Source organism: Micromonospora matsumotoense (assembly GCF_900091525.1).
GTDB lineage: Bacteria > Actinomycetota > Actinomycetes > Mycobacteriales > Micromonosporaceae > Micromonospora > Micromonospora matsumotoensis.
Map to the genome: position 1 here is coordinate 1 of NZ_FMCU01000031.1, position 20,354 is coordinate 20,354.

Annotated in this window: 9 protein-coding genes; 5 read left to right on the forward strand and 4 right to left on the reverse strand. The window is 74.2% G+C overall.

Going from position 1 to position 20,354, the window contains the following annotated elements; all coding sequences use genetic code 11:
* On the reverse strand, window positions 1-805 hold an 805-nt coding region (locus GA0070216_RS31730), incomplete at its 3' end, for an ABC transporter substrate-binding protein (RefSeq protein ID WP_091254034.1).
* 96 nt (window positions 806-901) lie between these two features.
* Between GA0070216_RS31730 and GA0070216_RS31735 the strand changes: the two genes are divergently transcribed.
* From GA0070216_RS31735 to GA0070216_RS31755, 5 genes are read left to right on the forward strand one after another with little or no spacing between them, the layout of a single operon-like run.
* Entirely contained in the window at window positions 902-1,981 is a 1,080-nt protein-coding gene (locus tag GA0070216_RS31735) for a FecCD family ABC transporter permease (RefSeq protein ID WP_218108346.1), read from the forward strand.
* A complete protein-coding gene (locus GA0070216_RS31740; protein WP_091253964.1) occupies window positions 1,978-3,066 on the forward strand; it encodes a FecCD family ABC transporter permease in 1,089 nt (362 codons plus the stop codon). Before GA0070216_RS31735 ends, GA0070216_RS31740 begins: the two co-directional genes overlap by 4 nt.
* Window positions 3,063-3,905: an ABC transporter ATP-binding protein gene (locus tag GA0070216_RS31745; RefSeq protein ID WP_091253967.1), complete on the forward strand. Its 843-nt coding sequence runs from the start codon at window positions 3,063-3,065 to the stop codon at window positions 3,903-3,905. Before GA0070216_RS31740 ends, GA0070216_RS31745 begins: the two co-directional genes overlap by 4 nt.
* On the forward strand, window positions 3,902-5,584 hold the full coding sequence (locus tag GA0070216_RS31750) for an ABC transporter ATP-binding protein (RefSeq protein ID WP_245722871.1): 1,683 nt from the start codon (window positions 3,902-3,904) through the stop codon (window positions 5,582-5,584). Before GA0070216_RS31745 ends, GA0070216_RS31750 begins: the two co-directional genes overlap by 4 nt.
* A complete protein-coding gene (locus GA0070216_RS31755) occupies window positions 5,581-7,311 on the forward strand; it encodes an ABC transporter ATP-binding protein (RefSeq protein WP_091253971.1) in 1,731 nt (576 codons plus the stop codon). Before GA0070216_RS31750 ends, GA0070216_RS31755 begins: the two co-directional genes overlap by 4 nt.
* A gap of 22 nt (window positions 7,312-7,333) precedes the next feature.
* On the opposite strand, the gene GA0070216_RS31760 is transcribed toward GA0070216_RS31755, so the two are convergent.
* The 3 genes from GA0070216_RS31760 to GA0070216_RS34880 all read right to left on the reverse strand — a co-directional run.
* On the reverse strand, window positions 7,334-7,543 hold the full coding sequence (locus GA0070216_RS31760; RefSeq protein WP_091253974.1) for an MbtH family protein: 210 nt from the start codon (window positions 7,541-7,543) through the stop codon (window positions 7,334-7,336).
* Entirely contained in the window at window positions 7,540-18,309 is a 10,770-nt protein-coding gene (locus tag GA0070216_RS31765; protein WP_176739242.1) for a non-ribosomal peptide synthetase, read from the reverse strand. Before GA0070216_RS31765 ends, GA0070216_RS31760 begins: the two co-directional genes overlap by 4 nt.
* A partial coding sequence (locus GA0070216_RS34880) for a condensation domain-containing protein (protein ID WP_245722872.1) occupies window positions 18,306-20,354 on the reverse strand: 2,049 nt, incomplete at its 5' end. The genes GA0070216_RS31765 and GA0070216_RS34880, both read right to left, overlap by 4 nt.

The following is a 20,354-nucleotide window of genomic DNA, read 5'->3' on the forward strand; positions in this document are numbered from 1 at the left end:
AGATCAGCACGCCGGTGTCGAGCATGTCGGTGCGCTCCCGGCTCAGGTTCGCGCCGAACTCCTTGCCGGTCACCTCGGCCAGCCCGGGCGGCAGCGTGAAGCCCAGGTCGGAGAGGAGCCGACCACGCGAGTCCTGCGGGCCGTACACGTAGTAGCCCTCGTAGGTGGTGGCCATCAGGCCGGTCGTGCCGGCGAAGGCCGGGTTCGCGGCGCGTGCCGCGGCGAACCTGGCCTCGACATCGGTGACGACCTTGTCCGCCTGCGTCTTGCGACCGACGGCGGTGCCGACCGTGCGGGTGAGGTCCTGCCAGGACACTCCGTAGTCGACGGCGTTCTTCGGCTGCGCCACGGTCGGCGCGATCTTCGCCAGCTTCGCGTAGTCCTCGCTGGTCAGCCCCGAGTAGATGCCGAGAATGAGGTCGGGCCGCAGGGCCGCCACCTTCTCGAACTGGACGCCATCGGTGCTGGTGAGCACCTGCGGCTTGGCCCCTGCGCCCAGCGCGGCCTCGGCCCAGGGCCAGATGGCGCCCGGCTTCTCGCCGAACCACTCGGTGGTGGCCACCGGCACGACGCCCAGCGACAGCAGCGCGTCCTGCTCGACCAGGCCGACCACCACGATCCGCTGGGGCTCGGCCGGGACGGTGGTGGTGCCGAACTTGTGCGCGATCGAGACCGGGAAGGCGTCGGAGGCGGCGGCGCTGGACGAGGGGGCCGACGGCTCCGACCCACCACCGCAGGCCGCGAGTAGAAGCAGGAGCACGGTCGCCGCGACCGTGGCGCTCCGGCGGATTGAGGAAGGCCGCACGGCTGTTCCTTTCTGCCAGCGAGGCCCCAGGGTGGTGACCTCGGACGGGAGTGTAGGTTAGCCTCACCTAATTGAGTAGTGCGAACGGGTGGACGGATGGAGCACGTGTTGACCTCAGGCACCGGCACCCGCCCGGAGCCCCGGACCGTCCCACCCGACAAGGTGCCGCGCGAGTCGTCGTCGCGCACCGGTCGCCGCTGGGCCGGCCTCGTCGTGGGCCTCGTCGCCCTCGCCGTCGCCGTGGCGCTCAGCATCGCGGTCGGCAGCCGCTCGCTCGGCCCCGGCACGGTCTGGCAGGTGCTCTGGCACGACGACGGCTCCGCCGCCGCGGAGATCGTGCACCAGTTACGGCTGCCCCGGACGATCCTCGGCTTCGGCGTGGGCGCGGCCCTGGGCCTGGCCGGTACGGTGATGCAGGCGCTCACCCGCAACCCGCTGGCCGAACCCGGGCTGCTCGGGGTCAGCCTGGGCGCTTCCACCGGCGTGGTGCTGGCCATCGCGCTGCTCGGAGTGACGAGTGCGACCGGGTACGTCTGGTTCGCCATCGCCGGTGCCGGGCTCACCTCGGCGGCCGTCTTCGCGCTCGGCGGTGCGGGCCGGGCTCCCACCCCGGAACGGCAGGTGCTCGCCGGGGTCTCTCTCACCGCGGTGCTCGGCGCCGGAGTCTGGGCGATCCTGGTGACCCACCGGGAGGCGTTCGACCGGTACCGGCACTGGGACGTCGGCTCGCTCGCCGACCGGGAGACCGGCACGATCACCCAGTTGACGCCGTTCCTGGTGGTCGGCGTCCTGCTCGCGCTGATGCTGGGCCACCAGCTCAACGCGCTGAGCATGGGTGACGACGCGGCGACCTCGGTCGGCGCGCACCCGGGGCGGATCCGGGTGCTGGGCATGATCACGATCACCCTGTTGTGCGGCGTCGCGACCGCCGCCTGCGGGCCGATCTGGTTCGTCGGCCTGGCCGTCCCCTATGCCGCCCGGATGTTCACCGGCTCGGACCACCGCTGGATCCTGGCCTACTCGCTCGTCCTCGGGCCCACCCTGCTGCTGGGCTCGGACGTGCTCGGGCGGGTCCTGGTGGCCCCGGCCGAACTGCCGGTCGGGGTGGTCACCGCGTTTCTGGGCGCACCACTGTTCATCGCGCTGTGCCGCCGACGCCGGCTGAGCATCCTGTGAGCGGGCCGGGGCTGAAGCTACGCCCGTCCGGGCGCAGCACCCGGCTGGTGATCCGTAGCCGGGGTAACCGGCTCTCGCTGCGGGTGCACCTGCGGGCGCTGATCGCCGGCACCGCGCTGCTGCTCACGGCGCTGGGTGTCGCGCTGGTCAACCTCTCCAGCGGCGACTTCCCGATCCCCGTGTCCGACGTGCTACGGAGCCTCGTCGGCCAGGGCGACCCGGGCACCGACTTCATCGTGCACGAGCTGCGGCTACCCCGCGTGCTGATCACCCTGCTGGTCGGCACCGCCCTGGGCGCGAGCGGCACGATCTTCCAGGGGTTGACCCGCAACCCCCTGGGCAGCCCCGACTTCGTCGGCTTGACGGTCGGCGCGGCGACCGGCGCGCTGATCGTCCTGCTGCTGTTCAACGGTGCCGGCTTCCAGGTCGCGGCCGGCGCGATCATCGGCTGCCTGGTCACCTCGGTCGCCATCTACCTGCTCGCGTTCCGCCGTGGGGTGCAGCCGTTCCGGCTGGTGCTGATGGGCGTCGGCGTGTCCGCGCTGCTCGACTCGTTCAACTCGTTCCTGATCTACCGCAGTCGACTGGACGAGGCGATCGCCGCCCAGGTCTGGTTGATCGGCAGCGTCAACGGTCCCGGCTGGACCGAGGTGGCGCTGGTCGCCGTCGCCGTCGCGGTGCTGCTGCCGGTCGCGCTCCACCACGGCCGGTATCTCGACATGCTGGCCCTGGGCGACGAGCCCGCGATGCTGCACGGGGTACCTGTCGAACGCAGCAGGGTGGTGCTCGCGCTGTCCGGCGTCGGGCTCGCGGCCGGTGCCACCGCCGCGGCCGGGCCGATCGCGTTCGTCGCTCTCGCCGCGCCACCGTTGGCAGCCCGGCTGACCCGGTCACCGAACGCCGGGATCCTGCCGGCCGCGTTGATGGGTGCCGCCCTGTTGACGGCCAGTGACTGGGTCGCCCAACGCATCCTGCCCGAGAACGACGTCCCGGTCGGCCTCGTCACCGCCGCCCTGGGCGGCATCTACCTGACCTGGTTGCTCTTCCACGAGCGACGTAACCGCGGACAAGGAGCACAGCGATGACCGAGTCGCGGCTGCGGGCCGACGCACTGACCCTGGCGTACGACAGGAGGGTGGTCGTCCGGGACCTCGACGTCCAGATCGCCGACGGGTCGTTCACCGTCATCGTCGGTCCCAACGCCTGCGGCAAGTCGACGCTGCTGCGGTCACTGGCCCGGGTGCTGAAGCCGCAGTCCGGCGCCGTCTACCTGAATGGTCAGACCATCGCGTCGCAGCCGTCCAAGCAGGTGGCCCGGCAGCTCGGCATGCTGCCGCAGTCGTCGGTCGCGCCCGGCGGGATCGTGGTGGCGGAGTTGGTCGCCCGGGGCCGCTTCGCCCATCAGCGCCTGCTGCGGCAGTGGTCGCCGCAGGACGAGGCGGCGGTCGCCGACGCGATGCGCCAGACCGAGGTGACCGAGCTGGCCGACCGGTTCGTCGACGAACTCTCCGGCGGTCAGCGTCAGCGGGTCTGGCTGGCGATGGCACTGGCCCAGCAGACGCCGATCCTGCTGCTCGACGAACCGACCACGTTCCTCGACCTGTCCCACCAGTTCGAGGTGCTGGACCTCTGCGCTGACCTGCACGAGCAGGGCCGGACGGTCGTCGCCGTCCTGCACGACCTCAACCACGCCTGCCGGTACGCCACCGAGCTGATCGTGATGCGCGAGGGCCGGGTCCTCGCGCAGGGCCCGCCCGCCGAGGTGATGACGGCGGAACTGGTGGAGACGGTGTTCGCGATGCCCTGCCGGGTGATGACCGATCCGGAGACGGACACCCCGATGGTGGTGCCGGCCGGGCGGCAGCGGCGTCGGATGGCCCGTGCCGGTGTGCCGGCGAACCCCGCCGACCGGGTCCCCGCGTGACCGGCGGCCGGAGTCTGCTCGCCGACGCGCTCGGTGGGCAGCGACGCCTCATCTCGCTGAGCACCCTGCTGATCTGCGGCCATCAGGCCGGCGAGGCGGCGGTGCCGTTCCTGATCGGTGTGATCATCGACCGGGCGGTGGACGGCGGCGTCGACGGTCTGTTCCGCTGGCTGGGTGTGCTGGCCGCCGTCTACGTCGGCCTGAGTTACAGCTACCGGTACGGCGAGCGCAGCGGCGAACGTGCCGCAGAGCAGGCGGCGCACGATCTGCGGCTACGGGTGACCGGGCGGGTGCTGCACGAGCGCGGTGGCGCCGAAGCCGACCGGCTGCCCGGTGCGTTGGTGTCGATCGCCACCAGCGACGCGGCCCGGGTCGGCGCGGTCGCCATCGCTGTCGCCTCCGGCGTGGCCGCCGTCGTCGGCCTGGCCCTCGCGGCGATCCTGCTGCTGGCCATCTCGGTGCCGCTCGGGCTGGTGGTGTTGCTGGGCACGCCGCCGCTGTTGCTGCTCACCCGGCTGTTCGGCAAGCCGCTGGAGGAACGCAGCGAGACGGAGCAGGAGCACGGCGCGCACGCCTCCGGCATCGCCGCCGACCTGGTAGACGGGCTCCGGGTGGTCAAGGGTCTGCGGGCCGAGACCGCGGCGGTCGCCCGCTACCGGCAGCGCAGTCGCAGCGCGTTGGCCGCGACCGTGCGCGCGGCCCGCGCCGAGGCCGCGTACCAGGGGCTGGTGCTCATGCTCAGCGGGGTGTTCCTGGCGGTCGTCGCGGTCATCGGTGGGCTCCTCGCCCTCGACGGCCAGATCAGCGTCGGTCAGCTCATCTCCTCGCTCGGCCTGGCGCAGTTCCTGGTCGGTCCGATGTCGACGTTCGGCTGGGTGGGTGCGGACATCGCCCAGGGCCGGGCCTCCGCCCGCCGGATCGCCGCCGTGCTGGACACCCCCGCCGCGGTGCCCGACGGTGCGGCGAGCCCGGTCACCCCCGTGCGGGGCGGGCTCGCGCTGCGCGGGGTGGACAGCCCGCCCCTGCGCGGAATCGACCTGGAGATCGCTCCCGGTGAGCTGGTCGGGATCGTGGCCACCGACCCGGCCGAGGCGGCCGAGCTGGTGCGGCTGCTCGGGCGGCTGCACGACCCCGCCGCGGGGGTGATCGAACTGGACGGCGTCGCGCTCGCCACGCTCGCACCGGACGATCTGCGGGCCGTGGTGCTGGCCGTCGAACACCAGACCGACCTGTTCGACGACAGCGTCCGCGCCGCCGTCTCGCTCGCCGGGCGGGCCCGCCCGGCGAGCGTCGACGCCGCCGTGGCCGCTGCCGACGCCGACGAGGTGGCGCACGGCCTGCCGGACGGGCTGGACACCGTGCTGGACGACCGGGCGCGGTCGCTCTCCGGTGGGCAGCGGCAGCGCATCGCGCTCGCCCGGGCACTGGCCGGTGAACCGCCGGTGCTCGTCGTGCACGACCCCACCACCGCGGTCGACGCCGCGACCGAGGCGCGCATCGCCGGCCGGTTGCGGTCGATGCGCGCCGGACACACCACGATCCTGGTGACCACCAGCCCGGCGCTGCTCGCGGTGACCGACCGGGTGATCGTCGTGCACGACGGCACCGTCCGCACCGACGGCACGCACGGCGATCTTGTCGCCGAGGACGACACCTACCGGGAGACCGTGCTCGCATGACCACCGAATCGACGACGTTGCTGCCGATCGCGACCGGGCGGCGCACCCTGACCCAGCTGCGTGCCCTGGTGCGGCCACGGCGATCCCGGCTGGCCGGGGCGCTGGCCCTGCTGATCGCCGGCACCACGGCCGGTCTGGTGGTCCCGCCGCTGCTCGGGCACCTGGTCGATCTGGCCACCGGCGGGGGCAGCGCCGGCGACGTCGTGCTCACCGGCGTGGGGCTGGTGGCCGCCGCTGTCGTCGAGGCGGCCCTGGCCGGCTTCGGTGTCGCCCTGCTCGCGCAGGTCGGCGAGGGAGTGCTGGCCGACCTGCGCGAGCGGTTCGTGTCCTCGGCCCTGCACCTGCCACTGGAGCAGGTCGAACGCGCCGGGACCGGTGACCTGACCTCCCGGGTGACCAACGACGTCGCGGTGATCGCCGAGGCGGCCCGCAGCGCCGTCCCCGAGTTCACCCGTGCCGCGTTGACCATCGTGCTCACCCTGGCCGGGATGGCCGTGCTCGACTGGCGGTTCCTGGTCGCGGCGCTGATCGCCGTGCCGGTGCAGGCGCACACGGTCCGCTGGTACGCCCGCCGTGCCGTGCCCCTCTACGCCCGGCAGCGGGTCGCCGTCGCCGCCCAGCAACACCACCTGCTCGCCACCATCGACGGCGCGCCGACGATCCGCGCGTTCCGCATCGCCGACGCGCACCGGGACCGGGTCGCCACCAGGTCCCGGCAGGCGGTCGACCTGTTGCTGCGGGGCGTCGCGCTACAGACCCGCTTCTACGCCCGGCTGCACGTCGCCGAGTTCGCCGGACTCGCCGCCGTCCTCGGCACCGGCTTCTTCCTCGTTCGGGGTGACCTGGTGAGCATCGGCACGGCGACCGCGGCGGCGCTGTACTTCCACGGCCTCTTCGGCCCGGTCAACGTGGCTCTCGCCCTGGTCGACGACGCCCAGGCCGCCGCCTCGGGGCTGGACCGGCTGGTCGGGGTCGCCGACCTGACCCCGCCGGTACGACAGCGGGCCGTCGCCGGAGACGGACCGGACGCGGTGGTCGTACGCGGGCTGGACTTCGCCTACCGGCCGGACCGGCCGGTGCTGCACGACGTCGACCTGACGATCGCCCGGGGCGAGCGGGTCGCCCTGGTCGGCAGCAGCGGCGCCGGCAAGACCACGCTGGCCAAGGTGATCGCCGGAGTGCACCGGCCCACCGGGGGAAGCGTCGTGGTGCCGGCCGGCGAGGTCGCCCTGATCACCCAGGAGGTGCACGTCTTCGCCGGGCCCCTCGTCGACGACCTGCGGCTGGCCCGCCCGGACGCCACCGACGACGAGGTGAGCGCCGCCCTGGACACCGTGGACGCGCTGGGCTGGGTGCGGCAACTGCCGGACGGTCTGGACACCGAGGTCGGTGCCGGCGGGTACGTCCTCACCGCGGCGCAGGCACAGCAGTTGGCGTTCGCCCGGCTGATCCTGGCCGATCCGCCGATGGCGATCCTCGACGAGGCCACCGCGGAGGCCGGCAGCGCCGGAGCGCGCCTGCTCGAACGGGTGGCCACGGCCGCGCTGGCGGGACGTACCGCGCTGGTCGTGGCGCACCGGCTCACCCAGGCGGTGAGCGCGGACCGGGTGGTGGTGCTGGAGGCCGGCCGGATCGTCGAGGTGGGCACCCACCGCGACCTCATCGCGCGGGGCGGCCCGTACGCCACCCTGTGGCGGGCCTGGTCGGACCAGCGCGCCCGACACTGAGCGCGCTGGTCCGGGCCGCCGCTCAGCGGTCGGCGTCGATCAGGCTCTGCGGACGCATGTCGGTCCAGTGCCCGTTGACGTAGTCGACACAGTCCTGCCGGTCGGCCGGGCCGTGTACGGTCCGCCAACCCGCCGGCACCTCGGCGAAGACCGGCCACAGGCTGTGCTGGTTCTCGTCGTTGACCAGCACGAGGAACGTGCCGTCGGCGTTGTCGAACGGGTTCGTACTCATCGGATACTCCTCATGGGGTTGTGCGTTACCAGGGCTTGCAGGGCGTCGAACCAGAGACGGGCGAGCTCGTCCACCGATTCCTCGGCGAACACGCCGTCCGGCCAGCTCCAGGTGGCGACCAGCTGTGGGCCGGACGCGCGGTCCTCGGTCTGGGCGTTCAGCACCAGCTCGTACGTCTCGGGCATGGCGTCGTCGGCACCGTTCTCGGCGGCCTCCGCCTCGGGGGCGAACTCCCAGTCGGCGGCCTCCGGGAAGTCGAACCGGCCCATGTAGTTGAACTGGATCGGCGGATGCGGCAGCGCGGCCAGCGTGGGCGCGGTCACCGGGTTGAGGTAGCGCAGCATGCCGTAGCCCATGCCGTTGTCCGGCAGCTCGGCCAGGTGCTCGCGGACCCGTACCACCGCCTCGGCCACCGCCGCGCCACCGCCCGACACGTCGATCCCGGCGGTGTCCAGGCAGACCGGGAAAATGCTGGTGAACCAGCCGACCGTGCCGGACAGGTCGGCCCCGTCCACCAGGTGCTCCTCCCGCCCGTGGCCCTCCAGCGCGACGAGCACCGCGTCGCCCGCGTCGCCCTGCCCGGCCCGCCACCGGGTGACGGCCATCCCCAACGCGCCCAGCAGCACGTCGTTGACCCCGGCACCGAGCCCGGCCGGAACGCGGGTGAGCAGGGCCTCGGTGACGTCGGTGGGCAGGGTCAGGGTGATGTCGCGCAGGGTACCGGCCACGTCGAGCGTCGGGTCGAGTGGACGGCGGACCGGCAGCGGGTCGCCTCGGCCCACGATCTGCTCCCACCTCGGCAGCTCCGCCACCCGTGCCGGGTCCGACGCCCGCTCGGCGAGACCGGTCGCCCAGCGCCGGAACGACGTGCCGGTCGCGGCGGTCAGCGGCGTACGGCCGGCGACCGCGTCCCGCCAGGCGGCACCGATCTCGGGCAGCAGCACCCGCCACGAGACGCCGTCCACCACCAGGTGGTGCACCAGCAGCAGCAGGCGACCCGGCCGGTGTGGGCCGGCGTCCAGCCAGGCGGCCCGGATCATCGCCCCGCGCTCCGGGTCGAGCCCGGCCTGCGCGATGTCCGCCTGCGCGACGACCGTGTCCCACAGGCCACGCTCGTCGAGGCCGGTCACGTCGACGCGGACGGTCCAGTCGGCGGCCCGCGACGAACCCGGCGGCGGCACCGTCACCGACCAGTCGCCGGTCCGGTCCAGCCGGGCCCGCAGCAGGTCGTGCCGGTCGGTGACGGCCTGCAATGCGACCAGCAGCGGCTCCCACCCGAGCCCCGCCGGGACCTGCACGACCGCGGACTGGTTGAACCCGTCGATCGGGCCGTCGACCTCGCGCAACCAGCGCATGACCGGGGTCAACGGGAACGAGCCGACCCCGTCGGCGGCCCGCCCACCGGTCCGGTCGACGGCGGTCGCGGCCAGGGCCAGCCCGGCCACCGTCCGCTCCGCGAAGACCTGCCGTGGGGTGAGCCGCAGGCCGGCCGCACGGGCCCGGCCGACGAGCTGCATCGCGACGATGCTGTCGCCGCCCAACGCGAAGAAGTCCGCCTCGACGTCCACCGAGGGCAGACCCAGCACGGCCGCGACCACCTCACCCAGGACGCGTTCCCGGTCCGAGCGGGGCGCCCGGCCGCCGCCGGCCGCGCCGAGGTCGGGCGCGGGCAGCGCGGCCCGGTCCAGCTTGCCGTTGGCCAGGGTGGGCAGCCGGTCCAGGCGGAGCAGGGTGGACGGCACCATGTAGTCGGGCAGCTCGGCGGCGACCGCGGCACGCAGCGCGGTCAGGTCGAGCCCTTCGGCACCGACGACGTAACCGGCCAGGAGGCGTACCCCGGGGCGGTCCTCTCGGGCGGCCACCACGGCCTCGGCGACGCCGGGCTGCGCGGCGAGCACCGACTCGATCTCGCCCAGCTCCACCCGGAAGCCGCGGATCTTCACCTGTTCGTCGACCCGGCCGAGGTACTCCACCCGACCGTCCTCGGTCCACCGCACCAGGTCACCGGTGCGGTACATCCGCTCACCCGGCGCGCCGTACGGGTCGGCGAGGAACCGCTCGGCGGTCTGGTCGGGCCGGCCCAGGTAGCCACGTGCCAGGCCGGCTCCGGCGACGTACAGCTCGCCCGCCACACCGGTCGGGGTGTGCCGCAGGGCACGGTCCAGCACGTAGGCGCGGGCACCCGCGACGGCCCGGCCGATCACGGGAGACGCGGTGTCGCCGATTCGGGCCGCGAGCGCGTCCACCGTCGCCTCGGTCGGACCGTACAGGTTGAACGCCTCGGTGCCGGGCAGCGCGCCGAGGCGTTGCCAGAGCGCGGGCGGCACCGCCTCGCCACCGACACCGACCACGGCGAGGGGGCAGCGCCCGTCGCGGATCAGGCCGGCGTCGGCGAGCTGCGCGAAGTGCGAGGGGGTCAGCTCGATGAAGTCGATCCCCTCGGCCCGGATCAGCGCGGCGAGCTGCTCCGGGTCGCGTTGCCGCTCCTCGGTGACGATGTGCAGGGCGTGCCCGTCGAGCAGCCACAGCTGCGGCTGCCAGGAGGCGTCGAACGCGAACGACCAGGCGTGCCCGACCCGCAGGTGACGACGGCCGGTGGCGGCGCGGGCGGGCAGGTGCAGCTGCGCGCGGTGGCTCCGGAACAGGTTGACCAGGTTGCGGTGGGTCACCACCACGCCCTTCGGGCGTCCGGTGGAACCGGAGGTGTAGATGACGTACGCCGGATGCTGGGGGCGGGCCGGGCGTACCCGGTCACCGTCGGTCAGGTCGTGCCCGGCGAACGTGCTCAACGTCGGGTCGTCGACCAGGACGTGGTCGGTCTCGTCCGCAGTGACCCCGACCCCGGCGGCGGTGACCAGCACGGCGGGTCGCGCGTCGGCGAGCATCGCGGCGACCCGGGCCGGCGGGTAGGCCGGGTCCAGCGGCAGGTAGGCGGCACCACACTTGAGCACTGCGAGGATCGCGGTGATCGCGTCGGCGGTGCGCGGCAGGGCCAGCGCCACCACGTCCTCGGCGCCGACCCCACGGCTGGCCAGCAGCCGGGCCAGCCGGTTGGCGCGATCGTTGAGTGCGGCGAACGTCCAGCGGACCGCGCCGCAGACGACGGCGGGCGCGTCCGGTGACTCGGCCACCTGCCGTTCGAACAGGGCCGCCACCGTCGGGTCGTCGACGCTGGCCGGCGGTGGCGGGTTCCAGCCGGTCCGGTCCTCGTCGGACACCAGGTCGAGGCGGCCCACCGCGCGGCCCGGATCGGTGGTGAACGCGGTCAGGACGGCGGTGAGCGCGCCGACCAGTCGCCGGGCGACCGGCGGGGCGAAGAGGTCGGTCCGGAACTCCAGGCCCACCCGCAGCCGCTGACCGGGGTCGACGACCCAGGTCAGCGGGTAGTGGGTGGCGTCACGCCCACCCGCGTCGACGGCGGCGAGCAGGCTCTCCGGCCCGTCGCCGGAGCGCTCCGGGTAGTTCTCGACGATCAGCAGCGTGTCGAACAGCTCCCCGACCCCGGCCAGCCGCTGGATGTCGGCCAGCCCGAGATACTGGTGGTCGAGCAGCGCCGACTGCTCGTCCTGCAACCGGGTCAGCAGCCCCGCCACCGGCTCGGCCGGGTCGATGCGCACCCGCACCGGCAGGGTGTTGATGAACAGCCCGATCATCGACTCCACCCCGGGCACCTGCGCCGGCCGGCCGGAGACGGTGACCCCGAAGACCACGTCGTCGCGGCCGGTGAGCCGGCCCAGCACGATGCTCCAGGCGGCCTGGACCAGCGTGTTCAGCGTCAGCCCCCGGGAACGGGCCAGGCTGGTCAGGCGCGCGGTCACGGCCTCCGTCAGCTCCTGCTCGACCAGCTCGGGCACCGCCGGTGCCCGTTGCGGGTCGGCCGGGGCGAGCCGGGTGGCGTCGCTGACCCCGGCCAGCGCCGCCCGCCATGCCTGCTCGGCGGCGGGCCGGTCCTGCCCGGCCAGCCAGGCGAGGAAGTCACGGTACGGCGTCGGGGCGGTGCCGCCGTCGGCCGCCTCGTACAGCGCGGAGAGCTGGTCCATCAGTGGCCCACGGGACCAGCCGTCGAGCAGCATGTGCTGGTGGGTGAGGACCAGCCGGTAGGCGTCACCGGTGCGCACCAGCATCATCCGCAGCAGCGGGGCGACCGCCGGATCGAACCGTCGGCCCTCCTCGGCGAGGCAGCGCTGCCACGCCTCCTCGCGCCGGTCGTCATCCAGGTCGGAGAGGTCCGCCTCGGCCCAGGGCAGGGTGACACCACGGTTCACCACCGCGACCGGTCGGCCGGAGTCGAGCTGGTGGAACGACGTCCGCAGGTTGGCATGCCGCTGCAGCAGTGCCTGCCCGGCGGCGCGCAGCCGGGCCGGATCGACGCCGCCGGGCAGGTCGAAGACGATCTGCACGGTGTAGAGGTCGAGGCCGTCGGCGTCGAACGCGGCGTGGAAGAGCAGACCGGTCTGCAGCGGTGCGAGGGGCAGCACCTCGGCCACCTCCAGGCCCAGCCCGGCGACCTCGGCAGTCTCCTCGTCCGTGAGCGTGACCAGCGCGCCGCTGCCGGTGGTGGTGACGAACGCCGACTCGGCGGCGGCGGCCAACGCGGCCGGTGTCCGCAGCTGGAACACCTGCCGCAGGGACAGCGACAGACCGGCGGCACGGGCCCGACCGACCAGCTGGATCGAGATGATGCTGTCGCCGCCGAGGCTGAAGAAGTCGTCCTCGACGCCGACCGTGGGCACCGCCAGCACCCGCGCGAACAGCTCGACGAGCAGCTGTTCGCGCGGGTTGCGGGGGGCCGTGCCGGTGCCCGCGCCGGCGAAGTCGGGCGCGGGCAGGGCGGCCCGGTCCAGTTTGCCGTTGACCGAGACGGGCAGCGCGTCGAGGACCACGAAGGCGGCCGGCACCATGTAGTCGGGCAACAGCGCCGCGAGCCGGACGCGCAGCGCGGCGGTGTCCAGCGCGCCGGTCACGGTGAGGTAGGCGACCAGGTGCGCCACCCCCGGCCGGTCCTCGCGCAGCAGCACCACGGCCGTACCCACGTCGGGCTGCCCGGCCAGCGCGGCCTCGATCTCGCCCAGTTCGACGCGCAGCCCGCGGATCTTCACCTGGCCGTCGCCCCGGCCGAGGAAGTCGAGCACCCCGGGCGCGGTCCACCGCACCTGGTCGCCGGTGCGGTACATGCGCGTGCCGGCCGGGCCGTACGGGTCGGCGACGAATCGGCCGGCGGTCAGGTCGGGCCGGCCCCGGTAACCCCGGGCCAGCTGCACACCGGAGAGGTACAGCTCACCCGGCACCCCCACCGGCACCGGACGCAGCGCGGCGTCGAGCACGGACACCCGGGTGTTCCACACCGGCCCACCGATCGGCACCGTGCCGGTGCCGGTGCCCCGCTCGGCCGGCCACGCCGTGACGTCCACCGATGCCTCGGTCGGGCCGTACAGGTTGTGCAGGGCGGCACCGGGCAGCACCTCCCGGCACCGGTCGGCGAGGACGCTGGGCAGCGCCTCTCCGCTGCACAGGACGCGGCGCAGCGTGGGGCAACCGGCCGCGCCCGGCGCGGCGAGGAACGCCGCGAGCATCGACGGGACGAAGTGCACGGTGGTGATCCGTTCCCGCTGGATCAGCTCGGCGAGGTAGCCCGGGTCGCGGTGGCCGTCCGGCCGGGCGACGACGAGGGTGGCCCCGGTGACCAGCGGCCAGAAGAACTCCCAGACCGACACGTCGAAACCGGCCGGGGTCTTCTGCAGCACCCGGTCGCCCGCGCCGAGGGCGTACTCGTGCTGCATCCAGCGCAGCCGGTTGACGATGCCGGCATGCGCGACCTCGACGCCCTTGGGCGCGCCGGTGGAGCCGGAGGTGTAGATGACGTACGCCGGATGCTGTGGTCCGGGCGGGCTGAGCCGCACCTGCGGGTCGTCCAGCGGCCCGTCGAGCACGATGGGTGCGGCCCCGTGCGGCAGCCCGGCGACGCGCGGTGCGGTGTCGCCGACGGCGAGCACCGCGACGGGCCGCGCGTCGGCCAGCATCGTCGCCAGCCGGGCGTCCGGGTGGTCGAGGTCGAGCGGCAGGTACGCGGCCCCGGCCCGCCCGGCGGCGAGGATCGCCACCACCAGCTCGACCGAGCGCGGCAGGGCCAGCGCCACCACGGTCTCCGGTCCGACGCCGACGGCGGCCAGCACCCGGGCCAACCGCTCGCTGCGCGCGTCCAGTTCGCGGTACGTCACGCCGACGCCGTCCGGGCCGACCAGCGCGACCGCGTCCGGGGTCGCCGCGACCTGTGCGGCCACCAGCTCCGGCAGGGTCGCCCCGGGCAGCTCGCGGACCTCGCCGGTCCCGGCGGCCAGGATCGCCGCGCGCCCGGCCCGGTCGAGCAGGCCGACCCGGCCGACCGGGGCGTCCAGCCCGTCGACGAGCCCGTCCACGACGGTGACCAGCGCCTCGGCGAGCCGGGTGGCGTACCCGGAGTCGAACAGGTCGGGCCGGTACTCCACGGCGAGGTGCAGGCGCGGGCCGGGTTCGGCGATCAGCGTGAGCGGATAGTGGGTGGCGTCGTGCCCGTCGGTGCCGGTGACCGGCAGCCCGTCGTCGTCGGCGTCGCCGTCCGGGTAGTTCTCGAAGACCAGCAGCGTGTCGAACAACTCGCCGTGCCCGCCGATCCGCTGGATGTCGGCGAGGCTGAGGTACTGGTGTTCCATCAGCGCGGCCTGCTCGTCCTGCAGCCGCGCGAGCAGGTCGCCGGCCGGCTCGGCCGGGTCGATGCGGACCCGTACCGGCACGGTGTTGATGAACAGCCCGATCATCGACTCGACGCCGGGCAGCTGCGGTGGCCGCCCGGAGACGACGGCACCGAAGACCACGTCGTCGCGGCCGGTGAGCCGGGCCAGCAGCAGGCCCCAGGCGGCCTGCACGACGGTGTTGACGGTGAGACCCCGGGCGCGGGCGCCCGCGGTCAACGCGGCGGTCCGGTCCTCGGGCAGCTCCACCTGGGCCACCTCGGGAGCCAGCGCGGCGCGGTGCCCGTCGACGGGCACGACGCGGGTGGGTTCGGCGAGACCGTCGAGCGCGGCGGCCCAGGCGTGCTCGGCGGTCCGCCGGTCCTGCCCGGCCAACCAGGCGAGGTAGTCCCGGAACGGCCGGCCGGCCGGCGGCACGGTGTCGCCGTCGCGGTACAGCGCGGACAGCTCGGCCAGCAGTGGCCCCCGGGACCAGCCGTCGAGCAGCAGGTGGTGGTGGGTGAGCACGAGCCGGTGGGAGTTCGCGCCGGTACGCACCAGGGCCAGGCGCAGCAACGGTGCCGTGGTCGGGTCGAAGCGACGGCCCTGCTCGGCGAGGAGCCGCTGCCAGGCGTCCTGGCTCGCGTCGGCGTCCAGCCCGGACAGGTCGACCTCGGTCCACGGCACGGTGACGGTGGCCGGGACGACGCTGACCGCCGTGCCGGAGGCAAGGTGGTGGAACGAGGCGCGCAGGCTGGCCTGCCGGTCGAGCAACGCCTGACCGGCGGCGCGCAGCCGGGTGGCGTCGATCGGCCCGGTCAGGTCGACCACCATGCGGACGGTGTAGACGTCCGGGCCGACGTCGTCGAGCAGACTGTGGAACAGCAGGCCGGTCTGCAACGGCGAGAGCGGCAGCACCTCGCGCACGTCGACGCCGAGGCCGGCCAGTTCGCGCCGGTCGGCCTCGGTGAGGGCCACCAGGGACAGGCTCGACGGGACCGCGTCGACGCCGGTCACGGTGCCGGCGACGGCCACCAGCCGGGCCGGGGTGCGCTGGTGGAACACCTGGCGCGGGGAGACCACCAGTCCGGCGACCCGGGCCCGGCCGGCCAACTGCATCGACATGATGCTGTCCCCGCCGAGGGCGAAGAAGTCGTCGTCGATGCCGACCGTGGGCACCCCCAGTACCTCGGCGAAGACGTCGCAGAGCAGCTTCTCGCGGGGAGTCCGGGGCGTACGCCCGCCACCGTCGGCGGTGAACTCCGGGGCGGGCAGGGCGGCCCGGTCCAGCTTGCCGTTGACCGAGACCGGCAGCCGTTCCAGGGCGACGAACGCGCCGGGGACCATGTAGTCGGGCAGCGTGGCGGCGACGCCCGTCCGCAACCGGCCGAGATCGGTGTCGCCGACGACGTACGCGACGATCCGCTTGACGCCACCGTCGGTACGTAGCACGACTGCGGCCTGCCGGACGCCCTCCTGGCGGGCGACGACAGCCTCGATCTCGCCGAGTTCCACCCGGAAACCACGGATCTTGACCTGGTGGTCGACGCGACCGACGAACTCCAACGCCCCGTCCGGGGTCCAGCGCACCAGGTCGCCGGTGCGGTACATCCGGTCGCCGGGCGCGGCGAACGGGTCGGGCAGGAAGCGTTCGGCGGTCAGTCCGGGCCGGTGGTGGTAGCCGCGGGCCAGGCCGAGGCCGCCCAGGTACAGCTCGCCGACGACACCGGGCGGGGCCGGGTTCAGCCCGCTGTCCAGCACGTACGCCAACTGCCCGGGGTCGGGGTAGCCGATCGGCACGGTGCCGGTGGAGACCGGCGTGCACTCCCACAGGGTCGCGTTGACGCTGGTCTCGGTGGGCCCGTACGCGTTGAACATGCGCCGGCCGGCGGCGAACCGCTCGGCCAGCCGGGCCGGCACCTCCTCGGTGCCGACCAGCATGGACACCCCGAGCGGCAACCGGCAGTCGGCGGGCAGGGCGCTGAGCACCGACGGCGGCAGCGCCAGCTGGGTGACCTCGTGCTTGGTGAGGTAGTCGACCAGCGGCGCGCCGGGAACGCGCAGTTCGGTCGGGACCACCACCAGCGCGCCGCCGGACAGCAGCGCCTGGCACAGCTCCCAGTAGGCGAGGTCGAAGCTGGGGGACGCGAAGAACAGCACCCGACTGGTGTGCGTGACACCGAGCCGGCGCTGCTGGGTGGCGAGCAACTTCGCGACGCCCTCGTGGGTGACGACGACGCCCTTGGGTCGCCCGGTCGAACCGGACGTGTAGATGACGTACGCGGCGTCCGCGACGGCGGGCGCGATCGGCGTCACGTCCGGTCCGGACGCGGCGACGTCCACCACCGGCCGGTCGCCGGGCAGCGCGTTGGCGAGATCGGCGCGGCTGACGACGCAGGTCGGCGCGGCGTCCGCCAGCATGTAGCGCAACCGGTCGGCCGGGTAGTCCAGGTCGAGCGCGAGGTAGGCGGCACCGGAGCGCAGCACGCCGACCAGCGCGGTGACCAGGTCGACGGAGCGCGGCAGCGCCACCGCGACGACCTGACCGGGGCCGACCCCACGGGCGGCCAGCGCCCGGGCCAGCCGGTCCGCACGCGCCGCCAGCTCGGCGTAGCTGACCTGCTCGTCCTCGCAGATCACGGCGATGTTCTCCGGATACGCCGCGACCATGTCGGCGAACCGTCGGGGGAAGGTGGTGGCGACGATCCCGTCCGTGCTGCCGTTCCACTCGGTGAGGACGGCAGCGCGTTCGGCCGGGTCGAGGATGTCGATCCGGCCGACCGGGGCGGCCGGGTCGGCGGCGATCGCGGTGACGACGCGGATCAGCCGGTCGAGGATGGTGCGGGCGGCGTCGGCGTCGAACACGTCGGCGCGGTGCCGGATCTCCAGGTTGATCCGGGGGCCCGGCTCGGCGACCAGCACCAGCGGATAGTGGGTGGCGTCCTCGTCCTGCGTCCCGGTGACCCGCAGGCCGGGCACCGGTTCGGCGGCGTCCGGGTCGTCCGGGTAGCTCTCGAAGACGGTGAGCGTGTCGAACAGTTCACCGTGCCCGGCCAGCCGTTGGATGTCGGCCAGCCCGAGGTACTGGTGCTCCATCAGCGCGGCCTGCTCGTCCTGCACGCGCACGAGCAGGTCGCCGGCCGGCTCGGCCGGGTCGACGCGGACCCGCACCGGCACGGTGTTGATGAACAGCCCGATCATCGACTCGACACCGGGCAACTGCGGTGGCCGCCCGGAGACGGTGGCCCCGAAGACCACGTCGTCGCGGCCGGTGAGCCGGGCCAGCAGCAGACCCCAGGCCGTCTGCACCACCGTGTTGAGGGTGACGCCGAGGCTACGCGCGAGGTCGGTGAGCCGGCCGCTCAGCTCGGCCGGCAGGGCGGTCTCCACCGAACCGGGGACGACCGGCTCGGGCGTGGTGCCGGCGGGCGCCATCCGGGTCGGTTCGTCCAGCCCGGCGAGCGCCTCCCGCCAGGCGGCGGTGGCCGCGTCCCGGTCCCAGCGGGCCAGCCACGCCAGGTACGCCTTGTACGGGGTGACCGGCGGCAGCGAGCCGGGCCTGGCGTACAGGTCGAGCAGTTCCCGCACCAGCAGCGGCGCGGACCAGCCGTCGAGCAGGATGTGGTGGTGGGTGATGGTGAGCCGGTGGACGTCGGTCCCGAGCCGGGTCAGCGTCATCCGCAGCAACGGCGGGCGGGCCATGTCGAAGCGTCGTCGCTGGTCGGCGACGGCGAGCCGGTCGAGTTCCGCGATCCGCCCGGTCTCGGGCAGGCCGCTCAGGTCGTGCTCGGCCCAGGGCAGCCGCGCCCGGGTGGGGATCGCGGCGACAGTGGTCCCCTTGGCCGTACGCCGGAACCCGGCCCGCAGGTTGGCGTGCCGGTCGAGCAGCGCCTGGCCGGCGTCGCGGAGCCGGACGGTGTCCAGCGGCCCGGTCAGCTCCAACGCGGTCGACACGGTGTAGACGTCGGCAGCGTCGGTGTCGTAGAGCGCGTGGAAGAGCAGCCCCTCCTGCAACGGCGACAGCGGCAGGACGTCCTCGAGCCCGGTCTTCTTGGTCACTGCGTCTCCCACTCGGCCTCAAGGTCGGCGAATTCGGCCTCAAGGCCGTCGATGTCGGCCTGGCTCAGCTCGACCAGGCTCAGGTCGGACGGGGTGTAACCCCCGGAACCCGCGTCGGCGGCCAGCGCGCGCAGCGCCGCCTGCCAGCGGCCGGCCAGGTCACGGACCTGTTCCCCGGTGAGCAGGTCCCTCGGCCAGGTGAGGGTGGCGACGAGCCGGGGCCCGTCGGCGTGGTCCTCGGCGGTCGCGTTGATCTCCAGTGGGTAGTCGGCGGGCATGCCGTCGTCGGCGCCGCCGCCCCAGCCCTCACCGGCCGGTTCCCACGGCCCCTCCTCGGCGTTCCCGGCGGCGAACCGACCGAGGTAGTTGAAGCCGATCAGTGGCTGGTCGTACCCGGCGAGCACGGTGGCGGTCTGCGGGTTGAGGTGGCGCAGCAGGCCGTAGCCGACGCCGTTGTCCGGCACCGCCCGCAGCCGCTCCTTGATCGTCTTCAGGGCGTCACCGGGGTGCTCGGTGCCGAGGTCCAGCCGGACCGGGTACTCGCTGGTGAACCAGCCGACCGTGCGGGACAGGTCGGCACCGGTCACCAGGTGTTCCTCGCGGCCGTGCCCCTCCAGCATGACCAGCCAGCCGGCGCCGCCGGCCCAGTTTCGCAGCGCCAACGCGAGACCGGTCAGCAGCACGTCGCCGACGCCGGCGTGGAAGCCGGCGGGCACCGTGGTGAGCAGCGGCCGGGTCTCCTCCGGCGGCAGTTCGAGGGTGATCTCGTCGCAGGTGCCGGTGCGGTCGCGGGCCGGGTCGAGGGGTCGGCTGCCCAGCACGGCGCGCGGCCCGGCCAGCACCTCGGTCCAGTACGGCAACTGCGCGGTGGTCTTCGCGTCGCGGGCGAGCCCGTCCAGTGCCCGGGCCCAGCGGCGGAACGAGGTGCCGGTGGGCGGGAGGGTGACCGGCTGGCCCGCCCGCACGGCCATCCAGGCGGCGGCGAGGTCGGGCAGCAGGATCCGCCACGACACCCCGTCCACGGCGTAGTGGTGCACGACGAGCAGCACGTGCCCGGGTTCGAGTAGCACCGCCTGGAGCAGGACGCCACGGGCGGGGTCGAGCCGGTCGCGGGCGGCGGCGGCGATCGCGGGCAGGTTCTCCCCGTCGTACGGGGCCACCCGCACGACGTCGACCGGCGCGCCGGGTTCGGGGATCTCCACACCGTCGGCGGTCACCCGGGCGCGCAGCAGGTCGTGCCGGTCGACCAGCGCCTGCAGCAGCTCGGCCAGCCCGGCGGCGGTGAGCCCGGCCGGGGCGTGCAGCAGCATCGACTGGCTGTAGCCGGTGGTCGGGCCGTCGACCTGGGCGAGCCAGCGCATCACCGGGGTGAGCGGCGCGTTCCCGTACGCCTCTCGGGGGTCCTCGGTCACCGTGGTGTCGACGGTGGCGGCCTGGGCGAGCCCGGCCGGGGTCTTGTGCCGGAACACGTCCCGGGGGCTGATGCCGAGGCCGGCCGCCCGGGCCCGGCTGACCAGTTGGATCGAAACGATGCTGTCGCCGCCCAGCGCGAAGAAGTCGTCGTCGATGCCCACTGACGGCAGCCCCAGCACCTCGGCGAACAGGTCACACAGAGCCTGCTCGCGGCTGTTGCGGGCGGGCGCGCCGCCGACCAGTTCGGAGAGGTCCGGGGCGGGAAGCGCCGCCACGTCGAGTTTGCCCGCGACGGTGCGGGGGAGCGCGTCCACCTGGACGAACGCCGAGGGGATCATGTAGTCCGGCAGTCTTGTCCGTAGCCGGTCGGTGTCGACCGGTCCGCCGACCACGTACGCGACCAGTCGGCCGTCGCGGACCACGACGGCGGCCTGACCCACGGCGGCCTGACCCATGCCGGCCTGACCCACGGCGGCCTGACCCACGGCGGCCTGACCCACGGCGGCCTCGATCTCGCCCAGTTCGATGCGGTAGCCGCGGATCTTCACCTGTCCGTCGGCGCGGCCGGCGAACTCCAACACCCCGGCCGGGCCCCATCGGGCCAGGTCTCCGGTGCGGTACATGCGTGCGCC

Bases quoted from the DNA above. Each gene is read 5' to 3' on its own strand.
- GA0070216_RS31755 (WP_091253971.1), top strand. From the start codon at position 5,581: ATGACCACCGAATCGACGACGTTGCTGCCGATCGCGACCGGGCGGCGC.
- GA0070216_RS31735 (WP_218108346.1), top strand. From the start codon at position 902: ATGGAGCACGTGTTGACCTCAGGCACCGGCACCCGCCCGGAGCCCCGG.
- GA0070216_RS31760 (WP_091253974.1), bottom strand. From the start codon at position 7,543: ATGAGTACGAACCCGTTCGACAACGCCGACGGCACGTTCCTCGTGCTG.
- GA0070216_RS31745 (WP_091253967.1), top strand. From the start codon at position 3,063: ATGACCGAGTCGCGGCTGCGGGCCGACGCACTGACCCTGGCGTACGAC.